Genomic DNA, 16,114 nt, shown 5'->3' on the forward strand with positions numbered 1-16,114 from the left:
ATCACTTAATTTAAATACAGGAATGTAGTCTTTAATTTTCAGAGAGGGCGTCAAATAACGCCCAATTTTTTAATTTAGGTAACTTGGTATGATCCTTTATTTAGGTAATTTACCATAACTTGACCATCGAACTTTGTTTGTGAATAACATCAGTAAGATAAATCAGTGCTGTTATCAGCATTTATTCATATTTTGTCCCTTTTTGTCATTCTACTCTCTGTTAATCATAGAATAAAGCCAGTATACTATTTACTGTCAATCTCACTAGCAATCCACGAGTCTACAAACGAGTACAAACTTAAAACAACTATTAGGTTATTACTATTATTACAAACACTATAGGTCTAGTATTATCATCTGTCTACTTACGTGGGATATGTTTTGAAGCCTAAACAGTGGATGTGCTTATCTTTTAGGATATAAAAAAGTGCCACTTTTGAGGTTTTAATCTTCAGGATACGGGGACTCGAAAAAATAAGGGGGCGAGTTACTAAGAGCAGTGAACAGTAGAATTTCTCTGTTATTCCTACATAATTCTGAACTCACTTCCGGCGTTTGATGAATACACCAAGAGGAGGCTAGTGGGATTTAATGATTATGAGAATTATGTCATTACTGACAGGGAGTCAAGGTGTAAAAAACCCAGCAGGCATGCAGCATAAAGGCATTGGCTATAAATGGATCGTGCTTTCAATTACGACTATCGAGATGTTCATGGTATCCGTTAATGGGAGTATTATTCTCATTTCGCTGCCAGCTATCTTCGATGGTATTAATATTGATCCTCTAACCTCATTTCAGTATCTGATTTGGGTGCTTATGGGGTATAACCTGGTCACTGCAACGCTTCTTCTTAGTTTCGGCCGACTCTCTGATATGTATGGCAGAGTTAGGCTTTATAATGTCGGATTTGCTATTTTTACTCTTGGTTCAATCCTGCTTTATCTCACTCCTGATACTGGTGATGCGGGAGCAATCGAAATAATTGTCTTCAGACTTGTCCAGGCGGTCGGTGCATCATTTACTTACTCCAATAGCGCAGCGATTCTCACAGATGCTTTCCCGGAAAATGAACGAGGCAAAGCATTAGGACTGAATATGGTTGCGTTTCTCTCAGGACAGTTCATTGGACTCATCCTTGGAGGCATACTCGCCTTCTATCACTGGCGATACGTATTTCTTGTAAGCGTGCCAGTTGGGATCCTGGGTACTGTATGGGCTTACATTAAGCTCAAGGAGACTAATTTACCAGAAAAGACCAAGAAAATAGATGTATGGGGAAATTTAGCATTTTTAGGTGGCCTTACAATCTTTTTGATTGGTATTACATATGCTTTGCTTCCATACGAGCAAGATCCTATGGGATGGCGTGATCCCTGGGTAATGACATCGTTATTTATCGGGATTGTTCTTTTAATTGTATTTCCAATAATAGAGAGCCGTGTAGAGGATCCGATGTTCCGACTAAGCCTTTTTAAGAGCCGGATGTTTTCCTTTGCGAACATAGCTGGATTTTTGAACGCGATAGCCCGCGGCGGCATGATGTTCATGTTAATCATGCTGCTTCAGGGCATATGGCTGCCGCTCCACGGCTATAGTTATGAGTCGACACCCCTTTGGGGAGGGATTTTCATGCTGCCTTTAACTGCTGGCTTTGTGATTATGGGACCCCTTTCGGGCTGGCTCTCCGATAAATATGGTTCCCGACTGTTCGCGACGTCTGGTCTTCTCCTTACCACCATCTCATTTTTGATACTGGCTGAACTGCCATATGATTTCGATTACCCAATCTTTGCTGTTGCTCTCCTTATCATGGGCCTGGGAAACGGCATGTTCGGTGCACCGAATATCGCAGCGATTATGAATTCCGTGCCTTCTGATGAACGGGGTGTTGCATCGGGAATGAGAGCAATGCTGCAGAATAGCGGCATGGTTACCTCTATGGCTATGTTCTTTACAATTGTTATTGTCAGCCTGACGAGATTATTTCCTCAGGAACTAGCAATATCACTGACAGAAGTCGGTGCCTCAAATCTCATTGCTCCAATGAGTGAAATCCCTCCTACCGGTGCATTATTTGCAGCGTTTCTGGGATATAATCCGGTCAGTACTATCCTCGCTGGAGTGCCTCAGTCAGTCGTCGCTACAATCAGCCCGGAGACCATAAAGATCCTAACCGGTACAACCTGGTTCCCGACCACCCTCGCACAGGCATTTATGCCTTCTCTGCGATTGTCCTTTTATATCGGTGCAATCCTCTCTATCACTGCTACAGTTCTATCAGCAATGCGCGGTCCAACGCACATGCATAAGATTAATGGGGAGACTGATGAAAATCCAATAGAAGAGCAGAAACAGCAAAAAAGCCAGTGACAATTGAGATATCAATCCAGATTTTCAAGCTAACATTATGAGTGGGTGAATTAATGATGAAGTTATTCGAAAAAATACTGATAGCAACTGATGGATCTGAAAAAAATAAATCCGCGGTTGAAGAAGCAGTAAAAATTGCCCGCGCATGCGGATCCACAGTATACGCCATCTATGTAATGGACGAAAGCCTCATGAAATCCGCTATTGAAGTTCCAATTTCAGAGGATCTTTACAGAAGAATCAGGGACGAGGGAGAAAAAGCGGTCAACTGGGTAAAAGAAACTGCACAGGGTGTGAATCTGGAAACCTTCATACTATCTGGTAGACCGGCACATGTAATCACTGGATTTGCAGAACAAAAAAAAGTTGATCTTATTATTGTCGGAACACAGGGTAAAAGTGGCATTGAAAGATTTCTGTTAGGCAGCGTTGCCGACGAGGTTATAAGAACTGCTGTTTGTCCGGTATTGACGATAAGAAGTAGAAAATGAAGTTCTGTAAAAACTCTTCATAAACCCGTTTCCTTTAGGTTTACTTCAACCCGGAAAACCGGCGCTACAATCCATTTCATAGATTAAATAGTTCATAAATTGGAGGGTTTTTATATAGCTCTTAATCTAAAACCTTTTTCTAAAGATCTACAATTTAGGACTTCTACAAAGCCGAAAAGCAAATAAAAAGATTAAGGCTAAAGGACTCTGGAGTTCTAGATTAAATTTGGCAATATAATTTTGAGATATTGTTCAGACTAGTTTTGAGAGATATTGTTCAGGCTTATTCAAACTACATGACGGTTTTCAATTAATTATAAAAATAAGTGATTCCGTAAACTAAACTAGTAACAACCTAATAACAGTCCTAATAAAAACTTGATAATACTCTAAAAAAACCCTAAAAACAATCTAGATAATCCCATAAATAACCCAGGAAAAATAAAAATTGATCCTTATGCACCCGAAAACTCAACAGATCCTCGAAGTCTTCGAGGAGATCAATAAAATCCCGAGACGTTCAAAGTATGAAGAACAGATTTCCATCTGGCTACAGGAGTGGGGCCGATCTAAAGGATTTGAGGTAAGAGCTGATTCCTTAAACAATGTGCTTATTAAAGCCCCGGCAACAGCTGGATACGAGAACTCTCCCACACTCATCCTGCAGGGGCATATGGATATGGTCTGCGAGAAATGTAAAGATTCAGAACACGACTTTTCCAAAGATCCTGTGAGGTGTATTTGCGATGGAGACTGGATGCGGGGAGAAGGAACTTCCATAGGTGCGGATAACGGGATTGCACTTGCACTTGGGCTAGTACTGGCAGAAGCAGGAAAAAAAGGAGAAATCGGACATCCACCTCTTGAGCTACTTTTTACAGTAGACGAGGAAACAGGTTTAACTGGAGCAAGGGGACTTGAGGCTGGTTTCTTTGAAGGAAAGGTACTTCTTAATCTTGACTCCGAAGAAGAAGGCGTTTTCGTAATAGGGTGCGCAGGCGGACAGAATTCATTGATCACACTTCCTGTTGAATGGGAATTACTTGACACTGAAAAAGAATATTTATTCAAGTTTTTCAGACTCTCGGTTGAAGGACTGGAAGGCGGACATTCTGGAGTTGAAATCAATAAGCAGCGCGCAAATGGAATACAATTGCTCTCCCTAGCACTGGCAGGCTTAAAGGAAAAGATAGGGGCAGAAAATGTAAGGATTGTCCTGCTAAATGGAGGTAGTGTCCATAATGCAATTCCCAGCACCGCAGAAACTTTTATGGCAGTCTACAGGGAAAAACTCGAAAAGGCCGAGAAAGCCGTGTCAGATCTCAGGCAGGCATTTAAGGCTGAATATTCAAAAACCGATCCTAATCTTACTTTGAATCTTGAAGAAATTAACAGGGAAATGATCTTTGAAGTTGCAGAAAACAAGATCTTAAGAGATGAAATGTCTAATATTCGGCTTTTTTCGGCCGGGACCGAAGAGAAGCTGATCGAGCTAATTCTAGGACTGCCTCATGGAGTTTACAGGATGTCGGAGAACATTCAGGGACTTGTCGAAACCTCAAATAACCTTGCAACGGTACGAACGGCTGAAAATGAAATAATGATAGTATCAAGCCAGCGCAGTTCAAATAATCCCAGGCTGGCTGAAATTAGCGGAAAGGTGGAAGCCGTCGCAAAACTAGCAGGCGCATGGGTTGAACATGAGCCCGGATATCCTGCCTGGGAACCTGATCTGAAATCCGAACTGCTCTTGAAATGTAAGCATGTTTATACCGAGACCTTTGGAAAAGAGCCTGAGATTAAAGTAATTCACGCAGGGCTTGAATGCGGAATAATCGGTTCGGTTCATGAAGACATGGAAATGGTTTCTTTTGGGCCGACAATCATAGATCCGCATTGTCCTTCAGAAAGAATCTTTATTCCTTCGATTGAGAAAGTCTGGATTTTCCTTGAGAACCTGCTTAAAGCTTACTGCTGACATGGGGCTTTTTTTTCAGCGGCAAGGTCCATTTGAAAATATTTTGCCTGGTCAAGCAGCTGGTACTTATTATCCAGACAGAGATAACTCTCCTTGCAAATCTAGCCTGCTGTGTCGACAGTTTCGTAATAGCCAGATACCATAAAAGAACAGAATAAACGAAAAGGATAACAACACCAGCCCCTCAGAAGAATCTGTTAGAAATGCCAGGCAATCCCACAGCCAATGAATGATGATTAACGGAATTACTGTGTCGAGGCGGACCCGCAAAGCTACTGTCCAGACCCCAAACATACCTGCAAAAAAAGCCTGGATTACACTTGCCTTAAAGTCTCCGGTTATTAAGCCATTTAAGGTATGAACCGAACCGAAAACAATTGCCGTGATCCACACTGCACGCCAGATCCCAAATGATGACGAGACCCCATGAAATAATATACCCCGAAACATCAACTCCTCACTGATGCCTACCATCAAGGTATTGATGATTATAATTAAAAGTACTCGAGTTGGCGGCAGGCCTCTAAATAAAATATTCACTAGCAGGAAGAAAAGAAATATGGCTGGTAACCACAACAGGTGCATATTTCGTGAATTATTCAGGCCTTTCCATCCAATCTGATCCCACCAGTTTAAATAAGTGATTACCCCAGTCAAAAAGACTACTGCAACAATCACTCCAAAAATAAGCTGACTTTTAACCAATTCATCAAGTTGAGTGGGCTGGCCTCTAACCTGCAGCAGCCCTCCTCCCACAACAACAATCAGCCAGATTGTAAATATTGCCAGTGAAATAGGCCAGGGTTTTCTTGATATATTCATTTTATTTTCTCCACTCTGATTCGGCAATCTCCTTTTTTCCGGAGTTTTGTTACTGCCACCAGGTCATCACTACTAGTAGGTTATCACTATCGCTATTACCTGATTGTGATATACACCGGCATCGGATTCCTATCAGGCGAGTGACGCCTCATCTAAAGTTTGGCTAGTGTCGCGTAAACAGTAAAATGACGTACAAAATCTATTGCAATTACTCTTAATCATTGAATCATTGAGGATTGACGAGACACTAGTGTGTATTTGAATCGCAGAAACTGCACAAATCCAATTTAATTATCAGCTTTAATCTGCAATTCGCTACCGGAAGTAAGTCTAGAATATAAGGCATAAATGAAATTACCAATAAAAATAGTCAACCAGGCAGTTAATAAGAATACCAATATATGACCAGCCCCAGAACCCCACCCACCAGGTTTGGTTAAAATGGCTACATTTTCATTATGCCGTTTAAGCTTCCACCCAGAAACAATATGGTCTTCAACTTCCTGCTGTAACTTCTCTTTTGAAACTCGCTTAACACTAATATTCACCATGGTACCTTAAACCCCTTTTATGATACATATCTTGCAATAATCAAATTTACGCTGGCTCGCACTACTGCAATAAACGAAGATTCGACTGAAATGAAAATTCGTTTCATATGATAAGGTACTTGTAATTCTTAGTTGAGCAACCCCTTCAATTCCTCAATGTTTTCCAGAGTCCACCAGCAAGTGTGTAAGTCCTGATTAATTACTGAGTTGACTATAACTGATGCAATACCTACCACAAAAATGGGATTAACCCATAGCGAACTTTTTGACAGTATTCTTTATAGCCTGCTAGATTTTTAGATAGAAACTTTTCCTCATCAAGAAGTCTCCAGATAATTCCCAGCGTAAAGGGAATAAATATAAGTAAACCCCACCATGAACCAAGCGCGAGAGGGGTACCTAACATCATAACGAGACCACTAACATACAATGGATGGCGTACTACGCTATACGGTCCAGTTGTTATTACTTTTTGACCGGCGGTTACTTCGATGATTGCGGATGCAAAAACGTTTTCTCTGAAAACGAGAAAAAGTAGAAAAAATCCCATAACTACGAGAATATCGCCCAGGATGACAATGTAGAAAGGAACATGCGACCAACCAAAACGATGATCAAATGCGGAAATAACGAGAAAGGCAATAAACAGTATGAAGGAAAAGAGCTGTATAATCTTCTGAGTTTTTTCCTTTTCAGCACCTAGTCCAGCATTAACCCTACGAGCCAGAAGTTCAGGGTTTACTCTCCATAAGTAAAAAGTAATCGCTGCTGATGACCCAACAAATATAATTGAATAAACCCACGCTTGCCAGAAATTAAATGAACCTGCAGGAACAAAAAGGAATAAACCGATAATGATAATAAGCTCTACAAAACCAAGCAGAGTTTTCATTTTTAGACTATAAGTGACTGTGTTATCAGTATTCATTTAATTAACTCCTCAATTCATGCGCTTAGAAGTCCCCAAAGCATTAGCAGAATTTCAATACAAGTTAACAATCCAGCTTAGAACCTCTCTGAAAAGTCAGCGATGCATGTTGAAAAAAGCCACAATGGATTATAATATAATTTCTCATTTAGTAACACGTCCTAATATGTAGTTTACAGAGAGGAAGACGACAATAGCAAGAACGGCGTAAACTGCAAAAAGCAAAAGTGAACCGTACCTACTTAGAATAGGGTTTGTGTTATTTATCTGCTCATTGGTTGGATACATAATGTCTTGCTTGTCATTGCTGTGATCTAAACCCAGAGCATGCCCCAATTCATGCTTTGTAATGGCAAGCATTGCAGTATCACTATAAGAAACCCATTCTCCCCACTGAGAATATCCGACTCCAAGCGTTATATCTACGCGTATAAATCGCCCGTTGACAATGAATGGAATTGTATCGCCTGCAGCTCCAGCAGGAACACTCTCATCTGTCTGCAGATTTTCGGCCCATCTTATCCTGATGTCAGCTTTTTCGGAATCCACAATTTTAAAAACGGGAGTATAATCCAGTTTTCCGTTTCCTCCTTCTGCCCAGTAATTCAGGGCTTTTTGTACCTGTGCGTAATAAGTAGGACTATAGTGTGGAGGTACACTTTTGTTATCTATATACACGGTGATAGGGGAATGATCCCACGGATGATCTAAAATTTTTGGATAATTAAACTCGGAAGCTGCCGGAGCTATGGGTAAAATAAGTACCGTCGACAACAGTAAAAAGAGTAATCTTATTCCAGACGTACTGTCTCGGGTGATATAAACCTACCTCTCTATATTGTTATTTAAATGATCCTGAGAACTTAAACAATATTATCAACAAAACGAACTTAAAGGCAACTGCTGATTTAACACAGGCATATTAAGAGCAATATGTAGAGGAGAAAAGTGAGATAACTGATCTGATTTCAGTCTTTTTTTTCGTTTGCTAACCAGTTTGATTCACTGTTCATAGAGGTCACTTCCCCTATGGTTTTCGGTTGTTCCCCTTCACTACTCTCTTTGCTCATCTGCGAACGAACTTTCATGAAGTAAGCCAGGGCTGCAATAGGTAAAGCGTAGCCTACTCCATATACTGCTAAATTTATTTTTTCCGGTTCAAAGATAACGCTCAAGAAATTAACCCCAAGTACAACAACAGTGAGCCCCACGAGGTTCAGTTCTAGCTCTTTAATACTATTTACTTTCACCCATTCTGGTAAAGTTAGGGGCTGAACAAACAACTGGTAGAGCCCGAAAGACGTAAGAAATAGTACCGTACCAACTAAGAAAAGGTGGACAGTCTCCACAATTTCAACAATAATATTCTCTTTTGGACCTGCTTCTGATATTCCAGTAATGACTTCTCCCACAAAGTGAACAATATCTATGCCGCCTTTAACAAATAAGGTGCAAGCAGCAATTGCCAACCCTATCACTGGGATCAACACGAAAAAACGCATTCCTGCAATAAATCTTACAACTTTCACTGGCAGGCTCCTCCTTGTTTTGTCTTTCTTTTTTCATTCATTGCCATATTTATTACAAGAGGACATCTTGTAAGGCGGAAGTCGCAAGGACACCAATAGTTCCAAGGAAGTTCAAAAAGGAAACTGTCTCAACCATTCTTCTCTTCCACATCTTTTTTCAGTCATGCGCCATCTGGTCAAGTGCCGCAGCAATTGCAAGAACCAGGGCAGCATCCTGTCCTGGAGAAACTTCCACTCCATAGGTATCTCTTATCCGGAACCACTTTTTAGAGACCTCTGCAACTTTTTTCTTTTCGACTTCAATATCGTATTCGTGGTTCAGGATATTGCCCTGGACATCCATTTCAGGTCCTCCCGACACTTCAACTTTCCAGCGGTCTCGCAGAGGAGTGATCAGAGCTTTTTTGATCGTCGCGACTGTTTCACCTCCCGCATCCTGGATGTCCATCGTATCCTTTATCCTGAGAAGCTTCTCCTTGAGCTTATACAGTTCATTTCCCTGCATATCTTTGATAATTAGGGTATTGCGTATGCGAAGAGCTTTACCGTCCACATAGAATGCTTTCTCCCCAGCTTCGTTTTCTATCCAGTAGTCATCTCCTATGGTAACAAGTTTTTCGTGCATTTTGTAGCGTTGTACGCCTTCTTCTCCATGGCTCCTGAGACCACCCATGATTCGCCTAATCAAAACCACTCCCTTTGTTTACTACATTAACTTACCTGCCTTTGCGGTATTTATTCATTTTTTATAGATCAGAGAAGGATACTCATATTACTGAGCATTACCTTGAAGGAGTATAATTTTCCAGATAGAGGACTTCAACTGTCAGGTGCTCCCGATTCCCTGCAAAAGCTTTTCCAGTACCTGATCAACGGTAAAGCTTGCCGCCTTCTGGCGCGGAGGAAATTCTTTAAACGTTTCCAAAAATTCTCCTACTACATCCTGGGCTGGCACCACCAGGAACGCGTGATCTAGCAGCCAGTCGTAGTAGGTGTTTGAGGTCTGATCCGCCCTTTCAAATGGGTCAGTGCGCAGGTTGAATATTTTTGGTACACGCAGAGGGACAAAAGGTTCAGCCCAGACCAGAAGCGTACCGACGGCGCGCTGCTCCAAAAAGATCATTTTCCAGTTGTCGTACCGCAAAGCTACCATGTCTCCATCGTCTGAGAAGTAAAAGAACTCAATCCTGGGTGATTTCTGCTCCTTCCCGATCAGGTAGGGCAGCAGGTTATAGCCATCAAGATGTACCCTGAAAGTTTTGTCTCCTGCTTTGTAGCCTTTTTTAAGCTTCTCCTTAATATCCGGTTCTCCTGCTGCGGCAAGCAAAGTGGAAAGCCAGTCCAGGTGGCTCACAATCTCATTAGAAATTGTGCCCGCCGGGATCTTGCCAGGCCAGCGCATTACTTCAGGAACACGGAAAGCTCCCTCCCAGCAGGAGTTTTTCTCGTTGCGGAATGGAGTCATAGCTGCATCGGGCCAGGAGTTCATATGTGGTCCGTTGTCTGTGCTGTAGATAACAATGGTATCGTCCACAATGCCGATTTCATCCAGCAAATCAAGCAGCACGCCTACCTGCCGATCATGCTCAATCATGGCATCATGGTATGCGGACTGCCAGCGTCCCGACTGTCCCCGTATCCTGTCCGGGATGTGAGTCCTAAAATGCATCCTTGTAGTATTGAACCAGACAAAGAAAGGCTTGTCCGCCTCATGTTGACGTTTAATAAAATCGATTGCAGCATCCAGAAACTCTTGATCTACTTCTTCCATTCTTTTTCTGGTCAACGGGCCGGTATCCTCAATGCGGCCGTCGGCATAGCTGTGGATTACGCCCCTGGGGCCATAGTTCTTCCGGAAATTTGAAAAGTCTTTTTCAGGTGGATAATCTCGTTCTTCAGGTTCCTCTTCAGCATTTAAATGATAAAGATTGCCAAAGAACTCGTCAAAACCGTGGTTGGTAGGCAAGTATTCGTCCCGGTCACCGAGATGGTTCTTTCCAAACTGACCAGTCGCATAGCCAAGAGGTTTGAGTAATTCGGCAATTGTAGGATCTTCAGGCTGAATTCCTACTTTGGCTCCGGGCATTCCCACCTTGCTCAACCCTGTACGGAATACACTCTGTCCTGTGATAAAAGCCGCCCTGCCGGCAGTGCAGCTCTGTTCTCCGTAAGAGTCCGTAAACGTGATGCCTTCATCAGCAATCCTGTCAATATTTGGTGTTCTGTATCCCATCAGCCCGTCGCTGTAGCAGCTAAGATTGGTGATTCCGATGTCGTCTCCCCAGATGACCAGTATATTTGGTTTCTTTTCTTCCATTCTTAACCCCCCAAATAGAATGGTTGATATCCCGGTAGGCAATTTAAAGCAACCTTCCGAAGTTTGATAGATAATTTGATTTTTTCTTTACTGTACCCGTTTTTTCTCGCAATCATAATTGATCCAGACTACGTCTGAACCCCTTGATTTACCTGCTTCTCATCTTCCTTTTCTCGTTATTTTCCTGAGACCATGACAGCGTTTAAACTTTCGGCCGCTGTCGCAGGGACAGGGATCATTGCGTCCGGCACGTTCAAAAGCTTCTTCCAGGGCAAGGACTCGCATTATCTCTGCTGCCGGATAACCTCTACGTATTAATCCTGCCAGAATCTGCATCGGAAAGTCAATGTGGTGAAAGAAGGCTTTCCAGCCCTCACAGAGGTAGTTCAGTTCCTGTGAGCAGTCAGCGGTAGCCAGAAATCGGTTTTTTGGGCATTCCCCTCTACAGGCGAAGAGCACGTCACATTCACGACATACACGCGGCAGCAAATCGCGTTTATTCTGCCCAAACCTGTACTGCCTGTCAGAGGCGGCAAGCTCGCTTATCTCTTCGTCTATGATATTTCCCAGCAGGTAGTCAGGCTCCACAAAATGGTCGCATGAGTAAAGATCGCCATTGTGCTCCAGAGCAAGCCCAGTACCGCATGTTTCTTCAAAAACGCACATGCCTGAAGGCATCCCAAGCCATCTGCGAGCAGAAGCTTCAAAAGTCTGCACGAATATCTTTCCCACATCATTTCTTACCCACTCGTCAAAGATGCGGCTCAGGAAACTTCCAAGTTGTTCAGGCTGCACAGAACGGTTCGAGATCGTTTCTCCTTTCTGGTAAAGAGTAGATCCATCCTCATTGATTCGCTCTACAACCGGAATAAACTGAATCCAGTCTGTCCCTGCTTCATCTCGAAGGAAGCGGTAGACTTCCAGTGGATAGTCAGCGTTGACTCGGTTGACTGTTGTCAGGACGTTGTATTCCACATCATGTTTTTGCAACATGCGAAGCCCTTGCATGACCCGGTCAAAAGTCCCCTCTCCCTTTTTGTCTACTCGATAGGCATCGTGCAATTCACGAGGACCGTCGATACTGATTCCAATGAGAAAGTTATTTTCCTTAAAGAAGCGACACCATTCGCCGTTCAGCAGCGTACCGTTTGTCTGCATCGTATTTTCGAATGTCATGCCTGGCTTTCTGTACTTTTCCTGTATTTCGATTGCCCGCTGGTAAAAATCTATTCCCATCAGGGTAGGTTCACCCCCCTGCCAGGCAACAGTTACCTGCGGGCTGTGGTGAGCTTTGATAAGCTGCCGGATGTAATTCTCCAGAACTTCGTCTGACATGCGGAATCTGCTGCTTGGGTAGAGTGCTTGTTTAGCTAGAAAGAAGCAGTAGGAGCAGGCCAGGTTGCATATCGCTCCAGTTGGTTTTGCCAGCACGTGGATTCTGGATGGAAGATAACTTTGTGTCATTTCCCCTCTCCTTTCTCAGGATTGTCTACCAGGGAATTTTTCTGAGTTTTCAACGAGATCTGAATGGTAAGTTTTTCCAATGACGATCTACAACGCTTCATCTTTGTTTATTGCTGTATCATAACAATTACATCCTAGTTTCCTTATCTTCAAACAACTTGCCACTTACGTTCACTGTTGCACTGTATCTTGCCAGTGAACCAAAGAGAGCAGGTAGTCGGGTGTGACCAGAGACTATGGACCCATATCACAGGTATCTCACTGGCTAACGCAAGTAAAATCGGAGATATTAAATGGTATCCATTCTCCTATCAGCTTTGGAGTTTCCTGGTAAATATATAAAAATAGGGAAAGGAACTGACTTTTTGCTCCTCTCCCTCACTCACTTTGTTTAAGAATCGTTGTCCTTGCCTTACAGCCGATTTCCCGGAATATATGCATTCTTTGATAGGCGTTTTTTTTCGATTAAAGCTTAATATGCTGGAGCTGCTTCTTCTTCTGCAAATGCTTCACGTAGCTTTTCCTCTTCATCTTTGGATAGGTTGGAAGCAATAAGCTCGAATTTTAACGGCTTCATGGCATCAAAAACTCTATCCTCCACGGCATCGCTGGTCATTAAAAAGAGAGCTGAAGTGCCTTCAGTTACTTTGCTCCTAATTGACTTGATAAACTCGTCATCGATTCCAACATCGGTCATTGAGCCTGTCAGTGCCCCTATAGTAGCTCCGACCGCCAGACCAATTATCGGGACAAAAAAGATCAGACCGAATAGCATTCCCCAAAAAGCGCCACTCAGTGCCCCTGCACCTGCTAAATCATGTAACTGTTTGGTCTTTGGCTTCTTTTTTCCCACAGGCCAAGTGACTATAGCTGCATCATGAAGGTTTAGTAGACGCTGTTTGTTCAAATCCTTTACTATGTCAAGTGCTTTATCCGCACCATCTGCGGTTTCAAATTTAAGAACTGTTAAGGTTGTCATTAATCAAACCCCCTTCATTTATTTGCGAATTCAACTTGCCGTTATTTTCATGTCCTTGAACTTATGCGGAACTGTTATCCCAGTTATTCTCTGTTCACTAAAGGTGTGACTTCATATCCGGGCAGACAATATTTTCATATGTTTTTAGGCTTTTTTTTCGGTATTGCAGATGATACTGCAGGTTTGCAGAAGTTCTTTAAGAAAAGGGGAAGTTCAAAGCTACCTACATCGGATATTCAGGAACGTACAATGTCAGGAAGCCTAAATGAAGCACTCTATGCCAGTCATATACTTCTGTCAAGCTGTTATTTGCCCCCATCAAAAGTTAGCCTTCAATCGCAGCTTTTGCCGTCACAAATAGGGATCTATCTCCCTTTTTAACTCCCCACATAGGATCAGACCAGGCAGGCAAAAACTTGTCAATTGTCTGTACGATAATGCGGAAAACAATATGTAAGCTTTTTATTCGGCTAATTAATGCTAATTTAATATTATTTCCCCACTACATATTCTTTGCAAACCTGTAACCCCAATCCGCAGGCTCGGATTAAGCAAACCAACAGAATTCAGCAGGCTAGCTGATAGAATTCAGTAAGCTAATAGTATACTCTTGTTTTTATTTATATTATTGTATATAGATTTACATACTTTATCGAGTATTAAGATTAAGATTCCCTAAGATTAAGATTTCCTGGCTCAATTATTACTTAAGGAGATTTTTAAATTGTTAGACCCATAAATTTCAAATGTATTCTGGCCGGTCGTTCCTTCACTTCACTCTTTATTTTCACCTGATTCCATCAATTTTGCCAGCCAGCGCGTACTGTCTGAGCTTTCCAGGATCATCTTCACAACCATTGTAAGAGGTATAGCTATAAGTGCGCCTGAACCACCCAGCACATAACCCCAGTAGAATAGAGACAGAAACACAACTGATGGAGATAACTTAAGGCTCTTTCCTGCAAGGGATGGAAAAAGAATATTTTCTATAAGCACGTTTATCAGCCATATTCCAGCAAACACTACAATAGCTCCTATGGCTCCATATTTAAATAGTGCAAGCAGCACAGGTGGAAAAGCTGCAAGGAAAAATCCCAGATAAGGAATGTAGCCCATAAGGAAGGTTAAAAAACCCCAGAGAACTGCAAAATCGATTCTTCCGATAAGGAGCAGTATGGTAGTTCCGATGCCTCCAATCAAGTTAGTTTCAGTTCTTATTAGGATAAAATCTATCAGACTTCTGCCAAATTCTGTAACCCGTGAAATAAGGAATGATTGGTCTTTAATCTCACTTTCCACCTTTTTTGGCGCACCTGCAGCATCCAGAAGTAAAAATGCTGTCGTGATAACAATAAGTGCAATTGTTGTTCCGGCATTTAAGGCTCCTGTAAGGATTCCCGCAGTCAAACTCAACAGAAATGTACCTATATCGCGTAAAATTTCTTCAAAGGAAAATCGGCCTGATGAAGGTAAATGATGCCCAATGTCTTCAATAGTACCTAGAAATTGAGTTTGATATCCTGGGATTTGGCTACTGAGCTGGAGTAAGGATCCTGTAACGAGGAGCACTGCAACAATAGCAAAGATGATAAAGAAAAAAATTACCAGACCTACACTGATCGAACCAGGTACGTGTTTTCTCTGTAGCCAGTGAACAAGGGGGGAAAAGATTAGAAAGGCAAATATTGAGAAAAAAATAGGCACGAGTATGCTTCCAATTTCCTTCATCCCGATAGTCAGGATAACGGCAGCGGTACTATAAATTAAAATTTTGACTGGTATAGACTGATTATCGGTATCCATGTATGCCCCAGATATTCTTTATATTGGTTAAAACTTATTAGTTGAAATATAAAAGCTTCTCTAAGAAACTATGGTCTGATTAATGATTCTTTTTCGAATCGGTTTTACTCTTACATTACAAGACTAAGTAATTTTGATCTGAATTCAAATTATTTTACTTTAAGTACTTTTCCTAGTATAATAGGCCAAGATATCTCTATTTTATATTTACGGGCGGTTTTTTGAATTAGTTTTTGGGGAAAAAATAAAGAGCAATTTTCTAGTCTTATTTTTAGAAAATTTTCCTTTAAAAATAGGATTTAAAGGATTTCTACAGAACCGGATGAAGATCATATTATAGAGAACTATGAACTTGGGTAATTAGAGCTTGATAAATATTTCTTTGGCTCATTGATTTTCCAGCCCTCGCTACAATCGATTCTTAATCCTCGCTTCGCTTTTTATATTCGACTCTGATCTTCTGTGTCTATCTTGCCAGCATCCTCATTACGTAGCCAATTTCCATTAGCTGTTATGGTTTCTTCTACCTCACAAAGAGCCTTACAAAGAGCCTCACAATTAGCTTCCTTTTTTGTTTTAGGCAGTTAGATAGCTCTTAAGCGAGTTAGTATCTTGCATGTGAAAAACTAATCTACGTCCAATATTTATAACTAAACGATAAAAAGTAAAAAGACTTTACCTATCTTCCTTAGACATTATCTTTTAATTTATTAGACAGTATCTTTTAATTTATCCCAATCCACTTTTTATTGAATTTCAACAGCAGAAATAATCATAGATATATATTATGGTTATTCAAATCAATTACATAAAACAAGTATTAAATTATCCCACTGACTTATCGAACTAATTTGTGATGTTGTGAGGTCAAGGACTTAA

At 41.5% G+C, this 16,114-nt stretch carries 13 protein-coding genes; 3 read left to right on the forward strand and 10 right to left on the reverse strand.

The features are described from left to right. Positions 1 to 651 precede the first annotated feature (651 nt). The 3 genes from BP549_RS14800 to BP549_RS14810 all read left to right on the forward strand — a co-directional run bounded on the left by BP549_RS14800 (position 652) and on the right by BP549_RS14810 (position 4,842). Complete coding sequence (locus BP549_RS14800) at positions 652 to 2,373, forward strand: MFS transporter (protein WP_292382009.1); 1,722 nt, start codon at positions 652 to 654, stop codon at positions 2,371 to 2,373. Between the two features lie 53 nt (positions 2,374 to 2,426). Next, positions 2,427 to 2,864: a universal stress protein gene (locus BP549_RS14805; protein WP_292381924.1), complete on the forward strand. Its 438-nt coding sequence runs from the start codon at positions 2,427 to 2,429 to the stop codon at positions 2,862 to 2,864. 457 nt (positions 2,865 to 3,321) lie between these two features. Then, positions 3,322 to 4,842, forward strand: a complete 1,521-nt coding sequence (locus BP549_RS14810; RefSeq protein ID WP_292382011.1) for an aminoacyl-histidine dipeptidase — start codon at positions 3,322 to 3,324, stop codon at positions 4,840 to 4,842. A 69-nt stretch (positions 4,843 to 4,911) separates the two neighbouring features. Here the strand turns inward: BP549_RS14810 and BP549_RS14815 are convergent, their stop codons facing one another. The 10 genes from BP549_RS14815 to BP549_RS14860 form a co-directional block, all read right to left on the reverse strand. After that, positions 4,912 to 5,664, reverse strand: coding sequence for a CPBP family intramembrane glutamic endopeptidase (locus BP549_RS14815; protein ID WP_292381927.1), 753 nt, complete (start codon positions 5,662 to 5,664; stop codon positions 4,912 to 4,914). A 287-nt stretch (positions 5,665 to 5,951) separates the two neighbouring features. Then, positions 5,952 to 6,215, reverse strand: a complete 264-nt coding sequence (locus BP549_RS14820) for a hypothetical protein (RefSeq protein ID WP_292376159.1) — start codon at positions 6,213 to 6,215, stop codon at positions 5,952 to 5,954. A gap of 229 nt (positions 6,216 to 6,444) precedes the next feature. Further along, positions 6,445 to 7,143, reverse strand: coding sequence for a methyltransferase family protein (locus BP549_RS14825; protein ID WP_292381929.1), 699 nt, complete (start codon positions 7,141 to 7,143; stop codon positions 6,445 to 6,447). 144 nt (positions 7,144 to 7,287) lie between these two features. Beyond that, the gene (locus BP549_RS14830) at positions 7,288 to 7,917 is read right to left on the reverse strand and encodes a matrixin family metalloprotease (RefSeq protein WP_292376163.1); all 630 of its coding nucleotides are present in this window, start codon (positions 7,915 to 7,917) and stop codon (positions 7,288 to 7,290) included. A gap of 194 nt (positions 7,918 to 8,111) precedes the next feature. Continuing rightward, positions 8,112 to 8,672: a YqhA family protein gene (locus tag BP549_RS14835; RefSeq protein WP_292376164.1), complete on the reverse strand. Its 561-nt coding sequence runs from the start codon at positions 8,670 to 8,672 to the stop codon at positions 8,112 to 8,114. Between the two features lie 157 nt (positions 8,673 to 8,829). Beyond that, positions 8,830 to 9,360, reverse strand: a complete 531-nt coding sequence (locus BP549_RS14840; protein ID WP_292376166.1) for an LURP-one-related/scramblase family protein — start codon at positions 9,358 to 9,360, stop codon at positions 8,830 to 8,832. A 138-nt stretch (positions 9,361 to 9,498) separates the two neighbouring features. Then, entirely contained in the window at positions 9,499 to 10,989 is a 1,491-nt protein-coding gene (locus BP549_RS14845; RefSeq protein ID WP_292381932.1) for an arylsulfatase, read from the reverse strand. Between the two features lie 159 nt (positions 10,990 to 11,148). After that, positions 11,149 to 12,453, reverse strand: coding sequence for an anaerobic sulfatase maturase (locus BP549_RS14850; protein WP_292376168.1), 1,305 nt, complete (start codon positions 12,451 to 12,453; stop codon positions 11,149 to 11,151). 472 nt (positions 12,454 to 12,925) lie between these two features. After that, a complete protein-coding gene (locus tag BP549_RS14855; protein ID WP_292381934.1) occupies positions 12,926 to 13,432 on the reverse strand; it encodes a DUF1269 domain-containing protein in 507 nt (168 codons plus the stop codon). Between the two features lie 774 nt (positions 13,433 to 14,206). Continuing rightward, a complete protein-coding gene (locus tag BP549_RS14860) occupies positions 14,207 to 15,235 on the reverse strand; it encodes an AI-2E family transporter (RefSeq protein WP_292381937.1) in 1,029 nt (342 codons plus the stop codon). Between the last annotated feature and the right edge of the window lie 879 nt (positions 15,236 to 16,114).

This window comes from Methanosarcina sp. UBA289 (assembly GCA_002496565.1).
GTDB lineage: Archaea > Halobacteriota > Methanosarcinia > Methanosarcinales > Methanosarcinaceae > Methanosarcina.

Coding starts and splice junctions, on each gene's coding strand:
- BP549_RS14800 (WP_292382009.1), top strand. CDS start 652: ATGCAGCATAAAGGCATTGGCTATAAATGGATCGTGCTTTCAATTACG.
- BP549_RS14805 (WP_292381924.1), top strand. CDS start 2,427: ATGATGAAGTTATTCGAAAAAATACTGATAGCAACTGATGGATCTGAA.
- BP549_RS14810 (WP_292382011.1), top strand. CDS start 3,322: ATGCACCCGAAAACTCAACAGATCCTCGAAGTCTTCGAGGAGATCAAT.
- BP549_RS14815 (WP_292381927.1), bottom strand. CDS start 5,664: ATGAATATATCAAGAAAACCCTGGCCTATTTCACTGGCAATATTTACA.
- BP549_RS14820 (WP_292376159.1), bottom strand. CDS start 6,215: ATGGTGAATATTAGTGTTAAGCGAGTTTCAAAAGAGAAGTTACAGCAG.
- BP549_RS14825 (WP_292381929.1), bottom strand. CDS start 7,143: ATGAATACTGATAACACAGTCACTTATAGTCTAAAAATGAAAACTCTG.
- BP549_RS14845 (WP_292381932.1), bottom strand. CDS start 10,989: ATGGAAGAAAAGAAACCAAATATACTGGTCATCTGGGGAGACGACATC.
- BP549_RS14850 (WP_292376168.1), bottom strand. CDS start 12,453: ATGACACAAAGTTATCTTCCATCCAGAATCCACGTGCTGGCAAAACCA.
- BP549_RS14855 (WP_292381934.1), bottom strand. CDS start 13,432: ATGACAACCTTAACAGTTCTTAAATTTGAAACCGCAGATGGTGCGGAT.
- BP549_RS14860 (WP_292381937.1), bottom strand. CDS start 15,235: ATGGATACCGATAATCAGTCTATACCAGTCAAAATTTTAATTTATAGT.